The 14807-nt window shown below is 70.2% G+C and carries 13 protein-coding genes and 1 tRNA gene; 11 read left to right on the top strand and 3 right to left on the bottom strand.

Translation table 11 applies throughout. The annotated features are described in order from the left end of the window. Positions 1-202 precede the first annotated feature (202 nt). From QFZ71_RS15585 to QFZ71_RS15570, 4 genes are all read left to right on the top strand, one after another. Positions 203-883: a sugar transferase gene (locus QFZ71_RS15585; protein ID WP_307671468.1), complete on the top strand. Its 681-nt coding sequence runs from the start codon at positions 203-205 to the stop codon at positions 881-883. A gap of 97 nt (positions 884-980) precedes the next feature. Beyond that, positions 981-3248 carry a (Fe-S)-binding protein gene (locus QFZ71_RS15580; RefSeq protein ID WP_307668824.1) on the top strand — a complete coding sequence of 756 codons (2268 nt, stop codon included), beginning with the start codon at positions 981-983 and terminating at the stop codon, positions 3246-3248. A gap of 302 nt (positions 3249-3550) precedes the next feature. Further along, positions 3551-4690, top strand: coding sequence for a VCBS repeat-containing protein (locus QFZ71_RS15575; RefSeq protein WP_307668823.1), 1140 nt, complete (start codon positions 3551-3553; stop codon positions 4688-4690). A gap of 117 nt (positions 4691-4807) precedes the next feature. Further along, positions 4808-5785: a Yip1 family protein gene (locus tag QFZ71_RS15570; protein ID WP_307668822.1), complete on the top strand. Its 978-nt coding sequence runs from the start codon at positions 4808-4810 to the stop codon at positions 5783-5785. Between the two features lie 226 nt (positions 5786-6011). Here the strand turns inward: QFZ71_RS15570 and QFZ71_RS15565 are convergent, their stop codons facing one another. After that, complete coding sequence (locus QFZ71_RS15565) at positions 6012-6512, bottom strand: phosphoribosyltransferase (RefSeq protein WP_307668821.1); 501 nt, start codon at positions 6510-6512, stop codon at positions 6012-6014. Between the two features lie 6 nt (positions 6513-6518). Next, on the bottom strand, positions 6519-7094 hold the full coding sequence (gene dcd / locus QFZ71_RS15560) for a dCTP deaminase (RefSeq protein ID WP_307668820.1): 576 nt from the start codon (positions 7092-7094) through the stop codon (positions 6519-6521). A 926-nt stretch (positions 7095-8020) separates the two neighbouring features. Between dcd and QFZ71_RS15555 the strand changes: the two genes are divergently transcribed. Further along, positions 8021-8094 (top strand) — tRNA-Gly (locus QFZ71_RS15555). 370 nt (positions 8095-8464) lie between these two features. Here QFZ71_RS15555 and QFZ71_RS15550 read toward each other — a convergent pair. Next, entirely contained in the window at positions 8465-9307 is an 843-nt protein-coding gene (locus QFZ71_RS15550; protein WP_307668819.1) for an NAD(P)-dependent oxidoreductase, read from the bottom strand. A 300-nt stretch (positions 9308-9607) separates the two neighbouring features. Between QFZ71_RS15550 and QFZ71_RS15545 the strand changes: the two genes are divergently transcribed. The 6 genes from QFZ71_RS15545 to QFZ71_RS15520 all read left to right on the top strand — a co-directional run bounded on the left by QFZ71_RS15545 (position 9608) and on the right by QFZ71_RS15520 (position 14661). Beyond that, positions 9608-10837: a helix-turn-helix domain-containing protein gene (locus QFZ71_RS15545; protein WP_307668818.1), complete on the top strand. Its 1230-nt coding sequence runs from the start codon at positions 9608-9610 to the stop codon at positions 10835-10837. Positions 10838-11120: 283 nt separating this feature from the next. Beyond that, the gene (locus QFZ71_RS15540) at positions 11121-11339 is read left to right on the top strand and encodes a hypothetical protein (RefSeq protein ID WP_007457738.1); all 219 of its coding nucleotides are present in this window, start codon (positions 11121-11123) and stop codon (positions 11337-11339) included. Between the two features lie 44 nt (positions 11340-11383). Next, positions 11384-11545 carry a hypothetical protein gene (locus QFZ71_RS15535; RefSeq protein WP_307668817.1) on the top strand — a complete coding sequence of 54 codons (162 nt, stop codon included), beginning with the start codon at positions 11384-11386 and terminating at the stop codon, positions 11543-11545. Between the two features lie 97 nt (positions 11546-11642). After that, the gene (locus QFZ71_RS15530) at positions 11643-12875 is read left to right on the top strand and encodes a hypothetical protein (RefSeq protein WP_307671467.1); all 1233 of its coding nucleotides are present in this window, start codon (positions 11643-11645) and stop codon (positions 12873-12875) included. Between the two features lie 107 nt (positions 12876-12982). After that, positions 12983-14305, top strand: a complete 1323-nt coding sequence (locus QFZ71_RS15525) for a UDP-glucose/GDP-mannose dehydrogenase family protein (RefSeq protein WP_307668816.1) — start codon at positions 12983-12985, stop codon at positions 14303-14305. Between the two features lie 26 nt (positions 14306-14331). Continuing rightward, positions 14332-14661, top strand: a complete 330-nt coding sequence (locus tag QFZ71_RS15520; protein WP_307668815.1) for a MazG-like family protein — start codon at positions 14332-14334, stop codon at positions 14659-14661. Positions 14662-14807 lie beyond the last annotated feature (146 nt).

Here is a 14807-nt window from a genome sequence, read left to right as displayed (position 1 = left end):
CATGGGATCGTTCTGTCACAAAATGCCGCGAGACGGCCACAACCGTCCCTGACCGGCAGGTTTCACCGTGGATCGTTACCCATCGAACCTCGAACCCCGGGCGGGCGCGATGCAGAACGCGACGAAGCGGCACGTACGGCAGATGAGACGGAAGACCCGGTGGGCCCGGAGCGCCCGGCCGCTCCCGCCCGCGTACGCGGCGGTGCCCGGAACCGCGAGGTGCCGCTTCCCCTCCCGCACCGCCGCACTCCTGGCCGGCCTCACCGACCGGGCCGGACGGATCGCGGACCGCTTCCTGCCCCGCGCGCCAAGCACGACGGGCAGGGCGAGCACGACGGCCGAACGGGCGCTGGACCTGGCGCTCGGCACCGCGCTCCTGGTTCTGACCGCCCCCGCCGTGGCGGTCGCCGCCCTCGCACTGACCGTGCGGCGCACTCCCGGCGGGGCCTGGGACCGCCGCCCCCGCACCGGCCCGGACGGCCGGGTCTTCACCCTGCGCACGCTCCGGACGCGCCGGTTCCGCCTGGACGTGCTCTCCCGGCTCCCCCATGTCGTCCGCGGCGACCTCGCCCTCGTCGGCCCCGCCCCGCTCGCCCCCGGCAACCCGCGCGCCGCGGTCCCCCGCACCCGGCGCCGGCAGCGGGAGCTGCGGCCGGGACTGACCGGACTGGCACAGGTACGGGCCCGCTCGGGCCTGCCGTGGAACGACCCCGCCCTGCTCGACCAGCACTACGCAGAGCACCATGGAGTCGTACTCGACCTGGCGATCCTGGCCGAGGCCGCACGCGACTGGCTGCGGACGGCGCTCCCCGGAACCCGCCGGACCAAGGCACACCTGAGCGACACAGATCACCGCCCGCCCGGCTGCGGCGGGGTGGACTAAGTGGATAGTGTCAGCACAGACTAATTAAGTTACTGCTTAGTAGTAGTGGGCAGTATTCAACTGGATCCCGCTCTCGCAGGCCCGAGGAGCCCTACTCATGCAACTCGCCGCGATCATCGTGTCGCTGGTGCTGACGGTCGTCGGCGTTGCGCTCGTCGCCCGAGCCGTCGCGCAGATCTACCGCTTCGTCCGCCTCGGACAGGCGGTACCGGCCGGCAGTCGCACCGACGACCCCAAGCAGCGGACGATCACCTTGATCAAGGAGTTCGTCGGCCATACCCGCATGAACCGCTGGGGAATCGTGGGCGTCGCCCACTGGTTCGTCGCGGTCGGCTTCCTGACCCTGGGCCTGACGATCGTCACGGCGTACGGCCAGCTGTTCCAGGCGGACTGGGTGCTGCCGTACATCGGCACCTTCCTGCCGTACGAGATGTACATCGAGTTCATCGCGCTCGGCACGACCGTCGGCATCCTCGTCCTGATCGCGATCCGCCAGCTGAACCTGCCCTCGCGGGCCGGCCGCAAGTCGCGCTTCACCGGCTCCAAGATGGGCCAGGCGTACTTCGTCGAGATCGTCATCCTGATCATCGGCGCCGCGATCCTGGTGCTCCGCGGCCTGGAGGGCGCGCTCCACCACGTGGACGGCTACGGCCCCGCGTACTTCGTCTCGTACCCCCTCGTGCTGGCCTTCGAGGGACTGAGCGTCGGAACGCTGCAGAACCTCGTCTACCTGTTCGCGATGATCAAGCTCGGTACGACGATGATCTGGGCGATCACCGTCGGGCTCAACACCAACATGGGTGTGGCCTGGCACCGCTTCCTGGGCTTCCCGAACATCTGGTTCAAGCGCAACGCCGACGGCGAGGTCGCGCTCGGCGCGCTCCAGCCGATGACCTCGGGCGGCAAGGAGATCGACTGGGAGGACCCGGCCGACGACGCGGTCTTCGGCGTCTCCCAGGTCGAGCAGTTCTCCTGGAAGGGCATCCTCGACTTCTCCACCTGCACCGAGTGCGGCCGCTGCCAGTCGCAGTGCCCCGCGTGGAACACCGGCAAGCCGCTCTCGCCGAAGCTCCTGATCATGTCGCTGCGCGACCACGCGCACGCCAAGGCCCCGTACCTGCTGGCCGGCGGCGGCAAGACCATGGAGGGCGAGGAGAAGGCCACCGAGGAACAGCTCAAGGACGTCCCCGCCGCCGCGCTCGCCGAGGCCGAGCGGCCGCTGATCGGGACCGTCGAGGAGAACGGCGTCATCGACCCGGACGTCCTGTGGTCCTGCACCACCTGCGGCGCCTGCGTCGAGCAGTGCCCGGTGGACATCGAGCACATCGACCACATCGTCGACATGCGCCGCTACCAGGTGATGATCGAGTCCTCGTTCCCGTCCGAGGCGGGCACGATGCTCAAGAACCTGGAGAAGAAGGGCAACCCCTGGGGGCTCGCCAAGAAGGCGCGCGTCGAGTGGACCAAGGAGGTCGACTTCGAGGTCCCGATCGTCGGCAAGGACGTCGAGGACCTCACCGAGGTCGAGTACCTGTACTGGGTCGGCTGCGCGGGCGCCCTGGAGGACCGGGCGAAGAAGACCACCAAGGCCTTCGCGGAGCTGCTGCACATCGCGGGCGTCAAGTTCGCGATCATGGGCGGCGACGAGAAGTGCACGGGTGACTCCGCCCGCCGCCTGGGCAACGAGCCGCTGTTCCAGCAGCTCGGCCAGGAGAACGTGGCCATGCTGAACATGGCGTACGGCGAGGACGACGACGAACCGGAGACGAAGAAGCCCAAGTCGTCGAAGAAGATCGTCGCCACCTGCCCGCACTGCTTCAACACGATCGCCAACGAGTACCCGCAGCTCGGCGGCGAGTACGAGGTCATCCACCACACGCAGCTGCTCCAGCACCTCATCGACGAGGGCAAGCTGATCCCCGTGACCCCGGTCGAGGGCCTGATCACGTACCACGACCCGTGCTACCTGGGCCGGCACAACAAGATCTACACCCCGCCGCGCGAGATCATCGCGAAGGTGCCGGGGCTGCGCAACGAGGAGATGCACCGCCACAAGGAGCGCGGCTTCTGCTGCGGCGCCGGCGGCGCCCGGATGTGGATGGAGGAGCGGATCGGCAAGCGCATCAACACCGAGCGCGTCGACGAGGCCCTCGCCCTCAACCCGGACATCGTCTCCACCGCCTGCCCGTTCTGCCTCGTCATGCTGACCGACTCGGTCAACGGCAAGAAGAACGACGGCCAGGCCAAGGAGTCGATCCAGGTCGTGGATGTCTCCCAGCTCCTGCTGGATTCGGTGAAGACCCCGATCGACCCGGCCGGTGAGGCCGACGCGGTGGACGCACCGGAGCCCGAACCGGCACAGTGACGTAAGGCAACGCCGCGATGAGCGGCCGGACCCGCCTCGGGGGCGGGACCGGCCGCTTTCCCGTGCCCGGCGGCCCCTTCCCGGCCGCGACCGTGCTTCCGGGCCCGGCGCCCCGCCCCCGCGGTGGTCGCGCTTCCGTGCCCGGCGCCCCCTCCCCCGCGGTGACGGCCACCGGGTGTGAGCCCCGACATGTACGGGATGCCGTATCTGGAGCATCATGTGCGCGGAAGACGCCCGATACGGCTGAGGACCCCCGCCCCGGACCCGGCGGGCACCGGCCGACGAACGACGACGAGGCACCCGTGCGCCGACCCACCCGCCCCGAGCACCCGAAGGCCGCGATACCCGGCCGGGTACCGGCCGTCCTCGCCGCAGGCTGTTCGGTCCTGCTGCTGGCGCTCACGGCCTGCTCGGGCCCGTCCCCCTCCCCCGCGTCCGGCGCCAAGAACGGGGACACCCCGCCACGGGCCCGGGCCGGGGCGGGCACGGCGAGCCTGCCCGTGCCCCGCGGGGACGGCAGCCGCGTCCCGTACGACTTCAACGGCGACGGCCACCGCGACCTGGTCCTCGACGACCTGGTGAAGGCCCCCGAGGACAGCCACGGCGACGACGCGGGCATCGGGGTCGTCTACGGCACCGGCGACCCCGACCGCCCCCTGGACCCGGCCGTACGGCAGCTCCTGAGCGCGCGGGCGAACGCGGCGAAGTCCGGCGACACCCTGCCCGCCGCGTTCGACGCCGAGGCCGCCTGCGACCTCGACCGGGACGGCTTCAGCGACCTGATCGTCTCGACGGACCCCCCGTACAACGGCATCGGTGCTCCGCCCGTCCCCCTCCAGATCCTCTTCGGCTCCCCGGCCGGACTCACCGGCAAGGCGGTCACCGTCCGCATCCCGCAGAAGGCCCGGTCCGGCAACGATTGGCCCGAGCAGCCGGTCTGCGGCGACTTCGACGGCGACGGCGAGGCCGACCTCGCGGTCACCGCCAGCGCCGGCCGGATCACCTTCCTGCACGGCCCCTTCACCCGCGCCGGAGCTCCGCGCGGCGCGGAACTGCTGCCCGACGGCGGCCCGTACCTCTACGCTCCCGAACCCAAGGCCGACACGGACGGGGACGGTTACGACGACCTCGTCGCCGCCGCCCGCCCGCACGCCCCCGGCCAGGCGGGCAAAGGCACCCTCCTCCTCGGCTCGGCGGAGGGCCCGGTGCGGCCGGGCGGGCCGTACGCGTTCGCGGCGGAGAAGCTCCCCGGCGCGCCGCTGGACGTGACAGGCACCACCCGCACCGCCCTCCTGAGCCACGGCGACCACGACGGCGACCGCAAGCCGGACACGGTGGTACGGACGTACCGGGGCGAGCGGCAGGACCTGGTCGCGCTCTACCCGGCGGGTACCACGGACAAGCCCGCCGTCACCTTCTCCACGGCGGTCTTCCTCCCCTGAACTCCCCCGCCGGCGGGCCGGGGTTCACCCCTTAGGGGATGTCACAGCTCGGCCGCAATGGCGGACGGCCCTCCCCTGCCCTGCCCCCGGACGCCGGGGACCAGGTACGTTCGACGGGTGGCTGGATTCAGGATCGGACGCGGCCGGGACAACCGCACCCCGCAACAACCGCAGCAGCAGCGGCAGCAGCCGTACGGAGGGCAGGCACCACAGCCGCCGTACGGTGCTCAGCCGTGGCCGACCGCCGGCGCCCCCGGCAACGGTTCGGTGCCACCGCCGTACGGCGCCCCGCAGGGCCCCCCGTACACCGGGGGCGGCCATCCGGGCCAGGGCCGGCAGGGCGGAGGCGGACGGCCTCCGCACGGCCCCGGCGGCCACCACGGCGGAGGCGGCCACGGCGAGCCGGAGTACTTCGGCGACCCCTACGCCGACCCCGCGCCCCACGACCCGTACGCCAACAACCCCGGTCACACGCAGGCGTTCCGCGTCGACGAGGACCCGTACGGCGACGGCAGCACCTACCACGCCGGTGACGCCCCCGCCCCGCCGGCCGGCCCGCGGCTGCGATGGAAGGAGCTCCTGAGCGGCATCGTGATGCGCCCGGGACCGACGTTCTGGCAGATGCGGGACTACCCGGTCTGGGGTCCGGCGCTGGTCGTCACGTTCCTCTACGGACTGCTCGCGCTGTTCGGCTTCGACCAGGCACGCGAAGAAGCGATCAACGCGACGATCTCGACGGCCATCCCGTACGTCCTGTTCACCGGTGTCGGCTTCGTCATCGGCGGTCTGGTCCTCGGCGCGGTCACCCACACCCTGGCCCGCCAGCTCGGCGGCACGGGCTCGTGGCAGCCGACGGTGGGCCTGTCGATGCTGATCATGTCGATGACGGACGCGCCGCGCCTGGTCTTCGCCGTGTTCCTGGGCGGTGAGAACTCCCTGGTCCAGATCCTGGGCTGGCTGACCTGGCTGGCGGCCGGAGCGCTGTTCACGTCGATGGTCAGCAAGTCGCACGACCTGCCCTGGCCGAAGGCGCTGGGAGCGTCGGCGATCCAGCTGATCGCGCTCCTGTCGATCATCAAGCTGGGCACGATCTGAGGCAGGTACGCGAAGGTCCCCGGAGCACGCACGGCGCTCCGGGGACCTTCGCGTAGGCGGGGTGACGGCCGGGCTGGGCCGCGGTCAGACGGGGTGACGGTCGGGCGGGCCCACGATCAGGCGGGTGACGGTCGGGCGGGCCCACGGTCAGGGGGGTGACGGCCGGGCGGGCCCACGGTCAGGGGGGTGACGGCCGGGCGGGCCCACGGTCAGGGGGGCCACGGCCCTACGCGTCCAGCACCTGCCCGTCCCGCCGGACGACGGGCTTCTCCACGCTCCAGGGGAAGTTGATCCACTGGTCGGTCTTCTTCCACACGTACTCGCACTTCACGAGGGAGTGGGACTTCTCGTAGATGACGGCGCTGCGGACCTCGGCGACGTGGTCGACGCAGAAGTCGTGGACGAGCTTGAGCGTCTTGCCGGTGTCGGCGACGTCATCCGCGATCAGGACCTTCTTGTCGGAGAAGTCGATCGCGTTGGGGACGGGCGCCAGCATGACCGGCATCTCCAGGGTGGTCCCGACCCCGGTGTAGAACTCCACGTTGACGAGGTGGATGTTCTTGCAGTCGAGCGCGTAGGCGAGCCCACCGGCGACGAACACACCGCCGCGGGCGATGCTCAGCACCACGTCCGGCTCGTACCCGTCGTCCGCGACGGCCTGCGCCAGCTCGCGCATCGCCCGCCCGAAGCCCTCGTAGGTGAGGTTTTCCCGCACGTCACTCGCCATGATTGATCACACCTGGGTCCGATGGAAGTTCTGGAACGACCGCGAGGCCGTCGGCCCCCGCTGGCCCTGGTACCGCGACTCGTACCGCTCGGAGCCGTACGGGAACTCGGACGGCGACGTCAGCCGGAACATGCACAGCTGCCCGATCTTCATCCCCGGCCACAGCTTTATGGGCAGCGTGGCGAGGTTCGAGAGCTCCAGGGTCACGTGCCCGGAGAAGCCGGGGTCGATGAACCCGGCGGTCGAGTGCGTCACCAGACCGAGCCGCCCGAGGGAGCTCTTCCCCTCCAGCCGGGAGGCCAGATCGTCGGGGAGCGAGATCACCTCGTACGTGGACGCCAGCACGAACTCCCCGGGGTGCAGGATGAACGCCTCATCCCCCTCCGGCTCGACCGTACGGGTCAGGTCGGTCTGCTCGACGGCCGGGTCGATGTGCGGGTACCGGTGGTTCTCGAACACCCGGAAGTAGCGGTCCAGCCGCACGTCGATGCTCGACGGCTGCACCATCGAAGGGTCGTACGGATCGATACGGACTCGGCCGGCGTCGATCTCGGCCCGGATGTCCTTGTCTGAGAGAAGCACGCCCCGAGGATACGCAGAAGGCACGACCCCACCCCAACCGGACCACCCACATGCGCCCGGGGGAGATGGGTGTGGGGGACCGGACCACCCACATGCGCCCGGGGGAGATGGGTGTGGGGGTTGGGGACCGGGGGTTCGGGGGCCGGGGGTTTGGGGGCCGGGGTTCGGGGGGGGTTGGGCCGGGGGTTTGGGGGCCTGGGGTTTGCCTTCGGCGGCCTGGCTGGGCGGGGCGGCCCATGGGGGGGCCGACTTCGGCGGAGCCGGCTCCGGCGCGCGGGGGCTGCGCGGGGCCGGTCCCGGCGGGCAGGGGTTTCGCGGGGCCGACTTCGGTAGGCAGGCTTCGGTCGGGGCCGCTCGCGCAGGCCTGCTGTGACGAGAGGCCGTGGCGACGGCTACCCGAACGCCACGGCCCGCACACGGCTACCGCCCGACTCGTGCCCGGCTACCGCTCCTGCTCGTCGGCTCCCACCTGGATGCCGCTACGGCTACCGGTCTTCGGCTCCGCCCCGGATGCCGCTACCGCTTCTCGAACGCCACCGGCACGGCCTGCCGCAAGCGCGCACAGCGGGGACACCGGATCAACCGCCCGGGCCCGATCCGGCCGGCCCCGAGCTGCTGCATCGGGAACGACGAGGTAGCGAAAACATGCCCTTCGGCACAGCGGACGACGGTGCGCTCCATCGACTCCATCAAGTCCCTTCCCCAACCACATACGGACGAGAAAGCCACATTAGGGGATGAACGGGACGCCACCACACCCGGCACTCCGACCACCCACGCTACGCCCTCAACTCCCGCCCACCACACCCCTGTCCATCCCCCACCCCCTCTCGCCCGCACAACAGAGAGGCCCCACGGCGCATCCGCCGGGGGCCTGGCATGGGGTACAGTGTGAAACGCTGCAGCGCCGGTGATCGGCATGCTTCGCGGGTGTAGTTTAATGGTAGAACATGAGCTTCCCAAGCTCAGAGCGCGAGTTCGATTCTCGTCACCCGCTCCACGACTGAGGCCCAGGTCATCGACCTGGGCCTTGTTTGGTGTCTGGTATCTGTCTAGGTTTGCGTGCCCGTTCCGCGCCCACCGCAATGGGGTGACGCAGAGACCGCAAGCCACGGCCCCGGACGCATGTTGCAGCAGACGAATGCGCCCTCGATGATGCCCGGCCCCCCGCAAGAACACCGGCCTGGTGCGTATAGCGGCTCTCGCAAAGGCCCTCTCCAAGCCAGCAAGTTCTGACGGCACAGACGCGCAGCGCCGTTCTACGCCCCACGGCTTCGCGGGAACCTGCTGCGTCGGCCGAGCCCACCGTTACTACGTCTCGCCTTGGGCGGAGGCGACCGCCCCTCGGCGGTGCGGTCGGTGTGAACGAGTCAACTGCTTCTTCCAGGCTGGAGCTGGGAGAGGGCATGCACGACAGTCAAGTCGTACTCGTCCTTGTCCTGCTCCCAATAAGCGAACACCCGAGCCGTGGCCTCGGCCATGTCCGGGGGCAGGTCAGCCGCGCGGAGCGTAGGGGCGATCTCTTCCATATCCGGCGCCCAGCGCCAGGCCCTGGCTGCCACGCTCGGCAGATACTCGGAGTCGGAGAGGATCGCGGAGACCATGATCTCGACTTCGGCCGTGAGCTGGGCACCGACTCCATGGGCGTCGGCGAGCGCGTGAGCGATGCCGGCGAGGGTGCGGGCGGCCTTCTGGTAGCTGGCAAAGGCCATCTTCAGAGCGGAAGCGGAACCGGGTGTGTCCCTGACGCGGCACACGTGCAGCACAGAGTCCGTGAACAGCGACGCCACCAGCTCGACGGCAGAATCGGCGCCTGCGAGATAGAGCCGTGTGGCACGCCCCTCGCCTGGCGGCTGACCGAAAACGGCACCGTCGACGACTGCGGAGCCGGGGCGGATCTCGTCGGCGATGCGCCGTACGCGTTGAGGGCTGATGGCGTTCACATCGGTGTACACCCCCGCGAAGCCGTGCGCGGCCGCCGCCGCTGCAACGTCCTCCGCCGCCTGTGGTGGGCACACCGAGAGAACGACTGCGCTTCGGGTCAGCGCTTCCGCGAGCGAGTCGTACGCCGTGGCACCGGCTTCCCTCCCGCGTAGCCAGGTGTTCTCACTGCGCCCCTTGGTCACCGACAGTGCCTCATGGCCGCCGGCGACGAGCTCGGCGGTGATCGCCGCGCCCATGGTTCCAGGGTGGAGGACAGTCACGGTGATCACTGGCTGCCTCCGGCGGTGTGCGACGTGGAATGTCCCTCATCCCCATGATCCGCTGTCGCTCGGCACCGGCGGCTTCAGGTTCAATGCCTGGTGGCAGTCCGGGCACTGATGGCGGACAGAAGCGCCTCCGGCCCTGGACCGGCCGTTCAGGACGGGACAGCGGTACACGGCCCGTCGCCGCCACCGTCCTGGCAGCTCGCCTCACGCTGAAGCCGCGTCATGGGTACCGTGCAGGAGACGAACTCTGTACGGACAGACCGGCGGTCGCGCCGGATCGTCCGGCGGCCGGGAGGTGTCCTGATGCTGGAGGAAGCCGAGGAGATCGGCAAACGCGCTCGCAGGGCGAGGCTGCGACTGGGCATGCCGCAGGCCGACCTGGCGACGGCCCTGGGGAAGTCACAGGGCTGGGTGTCGAAGATGGAACGGGGCCTGATCGAACTGGACCGGGTCGGGCTGCTCAACCAGGTGGCCGCAGAGCTGCACGTCCATCCGAACGACCTGATCGGACGCCCGTACAGCAGCTCCCCCGACGACAGCCAGTGGCAGATCGCCGCCTCGTCGATCCTGCGCGAGCTGCGCCGCTACGACCTCGTTCCCGTCTTCGACGGGGTTCCCCGGCCGGCCTCACAGCTATGGCGTGAGGTGACCCGGCTGCACCGCCTGCGGGACACCGCCTCCAACGCCGCGATCCTCCAAGTTCTCCCGGACCTGTTCCGGGAAGCGCGCAGCCTGGCGGAGGACTCGGACGGGCACGAGCGGGAAGAGGCGTATGCCATTTACGCCGTGTGCTGCAAGTTCGCGCACACCGCCGCGCACGCCCTCGGACACCCCGAGCTGGTGGCCATGGCGTGCGAACGGGCCGCGTGGTCAGCCAGGTTGTCGGGAGATCCGGTGCTGCCTGCCGTCGCCGACTGGATGCGCGTCTGGGACATGTGGGCGACGGCCGACTGGACCGACGCCCTGACCCTCTCGGACAAGGCGATCGCCTCGGTGCAACAGCCGTACGAGCACGGTGATCCGCTGGCCGTACGGGCTTGGGGCACGCTTCAGCTCCGAGCGGCCATCTCCGCCGCTCGGGCCAACCGCCCATCGGAAGCGGAGGACCGGATCGGACACGCGAAGGACGCTGCCGAACGCATGGACGCGTACGTCAGCGCACCGGTGTACGACCGGCATTCGCTGACGTTCTCCGCCGGAAACGTACAGATCCACGCGATCAGCGTGGCCCTCGAAATGGGCAAGCAGGGCAAAGCTCTGGAGATAAACCGCCGCACCAGCCCGAGCTTGGTCGGGGCACTACCCAACTCCCGTCAGGGCCACCACCACATGGACGTCGCACGGGCCTGGCTGTGGGACGGGAACCGGGCAAAGGCCCTCACCGAGCTGGAGACGGCTGAGCGGATCGCGCCGCAGCTCGTACGGAACCACCCCATCGCCCGTTCAACGCTTCGCAGCATCGTCTACGCGGAACGGGCAGCCACGAGGGAGAAGCTGCGGCACATGTCCGACCGCTTTCACCTGGACGGATAGGGGTCGTATTCCTCCGGCTCATATTCGAGGCCCGTCCTGTCCCTAACTTCGGGGCATGACGCGACGACGTTCTTCTCATCTTCCCTCGCAGGGAGCCGAGTTAGGTACGGCAGCACCGTTCGTTCCACGGCTCGGCGACCTCGCCACGGACAGCGCTCGCGATGGCCGTCTCGGGGTCGTGGTCGCTCTCCCCGGTGAGGGCTCCGCTACGACGTACCACCTGCGTCCGCCCGGGGGCGGAGCCCCGTGGTCCGCGCCCGCTGACGGGACGACGCTCCGTCCCGTGCCGGTGAGGGCCACCCACGCCACGCTCTCGGCCGGACGGGACGCGGTCTACGACCCGCGTGCCCGGCAGGGATCGGTTCCCATCGAGTTCCACTTGGACGACGGATCGACCCTCGATGGCGCGCTCATCCTCACCTCTGTCGAGCTGGAGTGGCTGCACCAGCAGACCAGCCGCCTCGTCGACGCACACGGACGGGCCCTCGGCGGCACCCCGTGACCGGGCCTCGGCGACGCCACGCCCGAAAAGCCGCGCCGCGCTCCGTGCACCCCGAAGGCGGAGGCATCGCGCTCACGCTTCTGGCCGTCGTCGGCCTGGTGGGCCCGGCCTGGGCACTGCGTGAGCAGGCCGTCCCGCTCCTCAACGGCCTCGGTCACCAGCCCGCCGCCGTCTCAACGGACGCGAGCTCGCCCTCCGACCACTGACTCCGCTCCGCTGTCCGGGACGTTCACCCCACGTTCCCAGCAAACGGAGCCTGCCATGCACCCGGAACATCCAGGCGTGATTCTCCAGGGAGAGATCGTGGACATCCCGTACATCGTCATCGACCAGCTCACCCCCGACCAACAGCAGGTCTGGAAGACCTACTTCGGCGATGCCGACCGACCCCGCTACATCGAGGAAGGCATCTGGCGCCGTACGCAGGAGAAGGCCACGGCCGAACAGAGCGGCTGGACTGCCGACGACGACGCCCGGCGGCGGATCATCCACTACCGCTACCGGTACGGCCTGGTCCCCACCACCGCTGCGCCGGCCATCGGCCTGACCGACCTGTACCTCTACCACTCCGCTACCGCTCCCGCGGACGAGATCGACGCGCACCACGACGCCCTGTGGGACTCGCTCGCCACCGGCGGCTGGAAGGAGGCTCCCGGTGGATTCTTATGGACACGTCGGGATCTGAAGTGCCGGATCACCGAGCACGACGTCCACCCCCAGGACGCCGCTGCGGGCCGTACCCTCCCCGTCGGCTACCGGAGCCTGGACGTGCAGATCGCCTCGGTGTCCTACGCACCGCCGCCCTCGGTGCGGCAGCTGCCGTGGAACGTCCTCTCCACCGGGATCAGGTGCAAGGACCGCCCCGGTACGCCGACCCGCGTCACGGACCTGTCCGTCCTCGCGGACCTGCTGCCGTTCCAGGTGGAGATCGGATGCGGTACGTCGGTCGAGGCGGGTATCCCGCCCCTGCACCGTCTCCACGAGATCTACCGGGTCACCGACCGCCAGGGCCACGAACCGCGGGAACACCGCTTCACCCTCTCCCCGACAGCGGACACCCTCCTCCACGAGCTGCTGACAGAGCCGGAGGAGAAGGCGGCGGAATTCGTGGAGATGTTCCGCGCATGCTTCCTGGCCGAGCCGACCCCGGCCATGTGGGCGCTCAAGGAACTGAAGGACGCCGGGCATCTCGTCGGCCCTGTCATCACCAACAACTTCGACGTGCTCGCGGCGCGCGCCGGGCTCGACGAGTGCTTCATGCGCCGCTACGACCAGGCCGTACCCGACGTCGAGTGGGTGGACAGCGCCAAGGCCCTCCTCGTCGTCGGCCTGCACGCCGACCGCCGCAAGGTCCAGGCCCGAGCCCGCGCTCGCGGCATGCAGGTCGTCTACCTGGACCCGGAGGGCTTCTGGCGCGACGGCCAGTTCATGCCGTACCCCCTGGAAGGCCCCCAGGACGGCGACCTGGTGTGCCGGGCAACCGCCGCCGAGGCACTGCCCGCCCTCGTCAACCTGCTGAAACAGCAAGCTGGTTGATCCACCTGCACGAAGAGGGCCGCGCCGGGTGTTGGCGCTAGCGTGACGCACCCGGCCGGCCCGGACTCCCCTGGGCGGGCGAGGGACAAGGAAAGGAGCGTCGACCCATGCGCGTATCCGTCATCGGCTGTGGTCACCTGGGCATTCCCCACGCCGCTGCCATGGCCGAGATCGGCCACGAGGTCATCGGCGTGGACCTGGACCAGGCGAAGATCGACCGCCTCAACACCGGCGAGTGCCCCATCTACGAGGACGGCCTGCCCGAACTCCTCAGCACCCACACCGCCACCGGCCGCCTGCGGTTCACCACCAGCCTCGCTGAGGCAGCCGAGTTCGCCGACATCCACTTCCTGGCCGTGGGCACGCCCATCGACGCGGACGGGCGGAGCTACGACACCGGACAGGTCTTCGGCGCCGCCCGCGCCCTGGCCCCGCACCTGACCCGCCCCACGGTCGTCATCGGCAAGTCCACGGTCACCGTCGGCACCTCCCGCGACCTCGGTGCTCTCCTCGCCCGGCTCTCTCCGGCCGGTGAGGACGTGGAGGTCGTCTGGAACCCCGAGTTCCTGCGCGAGGGCCACGCCATCGACGACACCCTGCGCCCCGACCGCATCGTCGTGGGCGTGCCCTCGGCCCGCGCCGAGGACGCGGTACGTGAGGTCTACGCACCCCTCCTGGCGAACGGCATCCCGCTGTTCGTGACCGACCCCGCCACCGCCGAACTCATCAAGGGCGCCGCCAACGCCTACCTCGGCATGAAGATCTCCTTCATCAACGGCGTCGCCGACATGTGCACCGCCGCCGGAGCCGACGTCCAGCAGCTCACCGAAGCCATCGGCCTGGACCCCCGCATCGGCCGCGGCGGCCTCAACGCCGGCCCCGGCTACGGCGGCGGCTGCCTCCCCAAGGATGTCCGCGCCTTCACCGCCTCCGCCCGCACCCTGGGCGCCGCCGAAGCAGCGACCATGCTGCGCGCGGCGGAGGAGGTCAACGAATCCCGACCCACCGCCGCACTGAAGCTCATCGAGCAGACGCTCGGCCGACCCGTCGACGGCGTACGCATCACCGTCTGGGGCGCGTCCTTCAAGGCCGGTACCGACGACGTCCGCGAATCCCCCGCCCTGGCGATCGCCGCCCTCATGCACCAGCGCGGCGCGACCGTCACCGTCCACGACCCGCACGCCGTGCCCACAGCACTGCGCCGCCACCCCGAACTCGACTACTGCGAAAGCCTCGAAGACTCCCTCGCGGCAACCGAGCTGATCGTCCTGGCCACCGAATGGCCCCACTTCCGCGAGGCCGACCCCAAGGCCCTCGCCCCACTGGTCGCGGACCAAGTCCTCGTCGACCTCCGCAACCTCATCGACGCCGACGCCTGGCGCATGGCCGGATGGACCGTACGCCAGCTCGGACGACCCGCACAGGAATAGCCGAACCCATCGACCGGAGGTCCGACGTGGACACCCTGTGGGACAACATCGAGAAGCTCTCCGCCGTCTGCCGAGCAGCCGGCGCCCACCTCCCCGACGAGGAGCTCAAAGCCCTCCAGGTCGGCAAGGTCGCCGAGGAAGCCGGCGAGGCCATACACGCCCTCCACGGCCTGAAGGGCCTCACCACCTGCGGCGACGACCACACCTGGTCCGAGGTCCAGAACGACCTGGTCGGCTCCGTCATCGCCGCCCTCCTGGCCATGCACTACATCGACCCCACGGGCGCCCGCGCCACCTTCGACGAGATCCTCCACCGCCGGACGCGCAGGGGCCGCGAGGCCGCTGCGGCGGCCTGACAGCCTCCGGACGTAGCCGTCGACCGCTCCAGCTGAAGGCGGTCGACGGCCAAGTTCGACACACAAGCTGCGGCAGGCACCTGTTTCCAGCACGGTAGAACTTTCCCTACTTCATCAAGGTGGCTCGCTCCGCTCGCCGCGCGCTC

This window comes from Streptomyces sp. V2I9 (genome assembly GCF_030817475.1).
In the GTDB taxonomy this organism is placed as follows: Bacteria; Actinomycetota; Actinomycetes; order Streptomycetales; family Streptomycetaceae; genus Streptomyces.
Note: the sequence above shows the minus strand (reverse complement) of the source record. Positions and strands in the feature narration are given on the sequence as shown.

Excerpts from the sequence above, each read along its gene's own strand:
- QFZ71_RS15580 (WP_307668824.1), top strand. The coding sequence starts at position 981 with ATGCAACTCGCCGCGATCATCGTGTCGCTGGTGCTGACGGTCGTCGGC.
- QFZ71_RS15565 (WP_307668821.1), bottom strand. The coding sequence starts at position 6,512 with ATGGCGAGTGACGTGCGGGAAAACCTCACCTACGAGGGCTTCGGGCGG.
- QFZ71_RS15545 (WP_307668818.1), top strand. The coding sequence starts at position 9,608 with ATGCTGGAGGAAGCCGAGGAGATCGGCAAACGCGCTCGCAGGGCGAGG.
- QFZ71_RS15525 (WP_307668816.1), top strand. The coding sequence starts at position 12,983 with ATGCGCGTATCCGTCATCGGCTGTGGTCACCTGGGCATTCCCCACGCC.